The following is a 5,158-nucleotide window of genomic DNA, read 5'->3' as shown; positions in this document are numbered from 1 at the left end:
CTTGCGCTCAACCCGGCAGGCTCCATTCCAATCCTGGAGGATGGCGACCTGATCCTGACCGAATCCTCGGCGATCCTCGTCTATCTCGCCGCCACGGCCGCACCCGAATGGCTCGGCAGCGGTAAGGCCGAGGAAGCGGCGCAGGTGCAGCAATGGCTGTCGTTCTCCGGCCGGCTGCCGGCAAGCCTCGGGGCAGCGCGGCTCCATGAAATGCTGCTGCGTCCCGGCGATATCGGCGCGCTGCAGGCCCAGGGCATCGCCGCGCTTCGCGAGCTTGAAGCCGGGCTTGTCGAGCAGGGTCTTCGCGGCATGCGTTTCCTCGCTGCCGACCGGCCGACAATTGCCGACATCGCCTGCTTTCCCTATGTGGCGCTGGCTCCCGATGGGGGCGTCACGCTGGATGCTTATCCTGCGATCCGGCTCTGGTCCCGGGCGCTGCGTGCCCTCGACAAATTTATCGAGATGCCAGGTATTCACCGGCTGCACGAGCTGAAGCCCGAACCTCAAATCGAACCGGGCGAGGCGTGAGGTGGCTGGATATCTCCTGAAGGACTGCGCAGCCGTGATTGTCGACGAGGGCAAAGGGCCGGTCGTCCATCGCAATGTCGATCTCCTGACCGACGGTCCGGCGATTATGGCGATCGGTGAAAATCTGCGGGCGGAAGCGCTGCCTGCAGGCACGACCGTTCAGGATGCCGCCGGCTGGTTTGTCTATCCGGGCCTCGTCAACACCCATCATCACTTCTTCCAGTGCTTCGTGCGCAACCGCGCTGATCTCGACTGGACGAAGCTTTCGGTGATCGAGTGGCTGGACCAGATCTACCCGATCTTTTCGCAGCTCAACGAGGAGTGCTTTTACCACTCCTCGGTCACGGCGATGGCCGAGATGATCAAGCACGGCTGCACCACGGCCTTGGATCACCAATATAATTTCCCGCGGCACGCCGGAAAGCGGTTGATCGACCGCCAGTTCGAAGCAGCCGATCTGCTCGGCATGCGCTTCCATGCCGGCCGCGGCGGCAACACCCTGCCGAAGTCGGAAGGCTCGACCATTCCCGACGAAATGCTGGAAACGACCGACGAATTCATCGCCGACTGCGCCCGGCTGATCGACACCTACCACGATATCAGCCCCTTCAGCATGCGCCAGGTCGTGGTGGCACCCTGCCAGCCGGTGAATTGCTACCGCGAAACTTTCGTGGAATCGGTGGCGCTGGCGCGCGATCGCGGCGTCATGATGCATACCCATGTCGGCGAAGGCGAAAGCCCGGTCATTCAGGCGCGCCACGGCATGCGCACGGTCGACTATCTGGAAGAACTCGGCTTTGCCGGGCCTGATACCTTCTATGCCCATTGCTGGGAGCTCAACCACGACGAACTCAGGAAGATGGCCGCCAGCGGCACCGGTGTCGCGCATTGCCCGGAACCGGTCTATCTGGTCGGCGCTGAGGTCACCGACATTCCCGCCATGGCCGCCTTCGGCCTGCGCATCGGTCTCGGCTGCGACGGCGCTGCCTCCAACGACAATTCCAACCTGATGCACTGCCTGCATTCCGCCTACATGCTGCAATGCCTCGTCTCCTCCAGCCGCGCCCATCCCGTGCCGCCGCCGGTCGATTTTCTCGGCTATGGCACGGCAGGCGGCGCGAGCCTGCTCGGCCGGCGCGATATCGGCCGGCTGGCGCCGGGCATGGCCGCCGACCTGTTTGCCATTGACACCCGCCGCATGGATTATGTCGGCACGCGCCACGATCCGCTGAGCCTGATTGCCCGCGTCGGCGTCGGCATGGCGACCGATATGACGATGATCAATGGCAGCATCGTCTGGCAGAAGGGCGAATTTCCCGGGCTCGACGAGGCCAAGCTGACTGCCGATGCCGAGGCCGCACTATCCACCGTGAAATTTTAAAAAATCAAAAGAGGGAACTGAGAACATGACCAAACTGACCCGCAGAAACCTGATGACGGCCGCTGCCGCCACCGGCCTCGCCGGCGCGCTCGGCAGCCGGCTTGCTTTCGCCGCCGACGAGCCACTCGGCATCACGCTGGTAATACCCTCGCCCGTCGGCGACGTTGGCTGGGGGCATGCACTTGCCGCCGGGCTCGAGCCGATCAAGGCCGCTTACGGCGACAAGGTGAAGGTCACCGTGCTTGAGAATATCGCCGAAGGCCCGGACGCCGACCGCATCATGAACAAGACCGTCGCCGACGGAAACAAGTTCCTGATCGCCGGCTCTTTCGGCTATCAGAACGGCGCCTTGCAGATCGCCCGTCGCGATCCGAGCGTGACCGTTCTGCACGCCTCGGGCTTCCAGGTCGCTCCGAACTTTTCGCCTTTCGCCGCCAAATATTTCCAGGGCACCTACCTGCTCGGCATGGCTGCGGCAGCACTTTCCAAGACCGGCAAACTCGGCTCTGTCTCCGCCTTTGCCATCCCCGAGCTCATTACCTCGATCAACGCCTTTACGCTCGGCGCCCAAGCCGTCAAACCCGATATCGAGGTCTCGGTGGTCTGGGTGAACTCATGGTTCGATCCGGCCAAGGAGCAGGAAGCCGCAAAGGCCCTGATCGCGCAGAAGTGCGACGTGATCTTCTCCAACGCCCAGGACACACCGTCTGTCATTTCGGCCTGTGAGGAAGCCGGCGTCTACGCCTTCAACCTCAATTCCTCAATGAAGAAATATGCGCCCAAAACCTATCTCGGCTGCATCGCGACCGACTGGTCGCCGTTCTTCAAGGCTTCGGTCGATGCCCATCTCGCCGGCACGTTCAAGGGCGCCAATGCGTTCCTCGGTGTTGCCGAAAAGGTCGTGGAGGTGGTCGACTGGAATCCTGATATTCCGGCTGACGTGATGACCAAGATCAAGGAGATCGAGGTAAAGATCGCCGATGGCAGCTTCTCTCCCTTCACCGGGCCGATCGCCAAGGCCGACGGCAGCGAAGCTGTCGCATCCGGTGCGACCATGGCCGACCCCGAGATCATCGCCATGAACTGGCACGTCAAGGGCGTGTCCACGCCGCTGCCGAAATAAGTCATGACCACCCCGCTCCTGTCGCTGCGCGGCATTTCGAAGAGCTATGGCCAGATCCATGCCAATCAGGCCATCGATCTGGACGTGGCGCCGCAATCGATTCATGCGATCCTCGGGGAAAACGGGGCGGGAAAATCGACGCTGATGAAGCTGATCTACGGCGTCGAGCAACCGGACGGCGGAGAGGTCATCTGGGAAGGAAATCCGTTGCGCCTCGCCTCCCCCGCCGAGGCGAGGCGCAATGGCATCGGCATGGTCTTCCAGCATTTCTCGCTGTTCGAGACCCTGACTGTCCTGGAGAATATTCGGCTGGTCGTGCCGGGCCGCAAGGCTGAGCTCAAGGAACGCATTCGGACGCTGGGACGGGAATTCGGTCTCGAAGTCGACCCGCTTGCCCATGTGCATGCGCTGTCTGTCGGCGAGCGGCAACGGGTGGAGATTATCCGAAGCCTGATGACCAATCCGAAGCTGCTGATCCTCGACGAGCCCACCTCCGTCCTGCCGCCGCAACTGGTAGAGAGGCTCTTCGACACGCTGCGACGGCTGCGCGACGGCGGCGTTTCCATCCTGTTGATCTCCCACAAGCTCGAAGAAATCCGGGCGATCTGCGACCGGGCGACGATCCTGCGCGGCGGACGCGTGACCGGGGATGTCGACCCGCGTGAGCATGATGCTCATGACCTTGCCCGCATGATGATCGGCCATGACATGCCGGCGACGATGTCGGCGCTGCCACTGTCTGGTGGGGAAAAGCGGCTGGAGATCATCGGTTTGGACTATCAGCCCGATGATCCCTTCGCGGTGCCGCTCTCCGGCATCAGCCTCGAAGTTCGTGCTGGCGAAATCCTCGGGATCGCCGGCATTTCGGGCAACGGTCAAAGCGAGCTTGCCGCGTTGATTTCAGGTGAGACGGTGCTGGGGCGCGACCAGCGCGACCGGATCTACATGATGGGTATGGATGTCGGCAGGCTCGATGCCGCCGGGCGGCGGACGCTCGGATTTGCCTTCGTTCCGGAAGACCGGCTCGGACGCGGTGCCGTGCCCGAAATGTCGCTCGTCCTCAACAGCCTGCTGACGGCCCATCCGCTCAAACTTTTGCGCCACGGACTCGTCGACAGGGCGCGAGCGACGGCGTTCACCGATGATTGCATCCGTCAGTATGATGTGCGCACACCCGGCCCGGATGCGGAAGCCGGCACCCTGTCCGGCGGCAATCTGCAGAAGTTCATCGTTGGTCGCGAAATTATGCTGTCTCCCAAATTGCTTTTCCTGGCGCAGCCGACCTGGGGCGTCGATATCGGCGCCGCGTCAGCCATCCGCAGCCGTCTGGTCGCATTGCGCAATCAGGGCATGGCGATCCTCGTCATTTCCGAGGAGCTGGAAGAACTGTTCGAGCTCTGCGATTCCATCCAGGTGCTGCATCACGGCCGGCTCAGCCCGCCGCTCGCAACGCGGGATACGAAGCCCGAGGAGGTCGGCCGATACATGATCGGGGCACAAGCCTCGGCTGAGAAAGTCCAGCAATGAGCACTTGGTCCCTTGCTTTCGTTCCCACCCTGGTCCGCCGGGAGCGCGCCTCGCTTGCCGCGGCCCTGTGCGCGCCTGTCATAGCGCTGGCGGGAGCGATCGCACTTAATCTCGGCCTCTACGTTTTGATGGGCCGCGACCCTGTCGCGGTTGTCTATGCGATGCTTTTCGAGCCGTTCCTCTCCTGGGCGTCATTTTCGGAAGTGCTTTTAAAGGCAGGCCCGCTCCTCCTGATCGCGCAGGGGCTGGCGATCGGCTTTCGCGCCAAGGTCTTCAACATCGGCGCCGAAGGCCAGTTCATTCTCGGCGCGATTTTCGCCTCCGCCATACCGGTCTGGCTTCCGCAAGCGACGGGCCAGTGGATCTGGCCGGCAATGCTGCTGCTTGGTGCAATCGGCGGCGCAGTTTGGGCTTCGCTCACCGCCTTCTGGCGCGTACGCCTCAACGCCAACGAGATTCTCGTTTCTTTGATGCTGAGCCTCGTTGCGGCGCAGCTGCTGAATTATCTGCTGCTCGGCCCCTGGAAGGATCCGAATGGCTTCAACTTCCCCCAGTCGGTGATGTTTCAGTACGATGCGATGGTGCCGACCCTGATTGCC

At 62.6% G+C, this 5,158-nt stretch carries 4 protein-coding genes and 1 pseudogene; all 5 read left to right on the top strand.

Annotation, left to right across the window (positions count from 1 at the left end; translation table 11 throughout):
- The coding region (locus FY112_RS02545; RefSeq protein WP_151517580.1) for a glutathione S-transferase C-terminal domain-containing protein at window positions 1–528 on the top strand (528 nt) is incomplete at its 5' end.
- Between the two features lies 1 nt (window position 529).
- Entirely contained in the window at window positions 530–1,909 is a 1,380-nt protein-coding gene (locus tag FY112_RS02540; protein ID WP_151517579.1) for an amidohydrolase, read from the top strand.
- Window positions 1,910–1,934: 25 nt separating this feature from the next.
- Window positions 1,935–3,032: a BMP family ABC transporter substrate-binding protein gene (locus FY112_RS02535; RefSeq protein ID WP_131709534.1), complete on the top strand. Its 1,098-nt coding sequence runs from the start codon at window positions 1,935–1,937 to the stop codon at window positions 3,030–3,032.
- Between the two features lie 3 nt (window positions 3,033–3,035).
- Window positions 3,036–4,559 carry an ABC transporter ATP-binding protein gene (locus FY112_RS02530; protein ID WP_151517578.1) on the top strand — a complete coding sequence of 508 codons (1,524 nt, stop codon included), beginning with the start codon at window positions 3,036–3,038 and terminating at the stop codon, window positions 4,557–4,559.
- Window positions 4,556–5,158: pseudogene (locus FY112_RS37355) on the top strand (ABC transporter permease); the annotation flags it as partial. The gene FY112_RS02530 and the pseudogene FY112_RS37355, both read left to right, overlap by 4 nt.

This window comes from Rhizobium sp. PEPV16 (assembly GCF_008919455.1).
GTDB classification, from domain to species: Bacteria; Pseudomonadota; Alphaproteobacteria; order Rhizobiales; family Rhizobiaceae; genus Rhizobium; species Rhizobium leguminosarum_Q.
The sequence above is the reverse complement of the archived record's forward strand: the minus strand, read 5'-3'. Positions and strand labels throughout refer to the sequence as shown.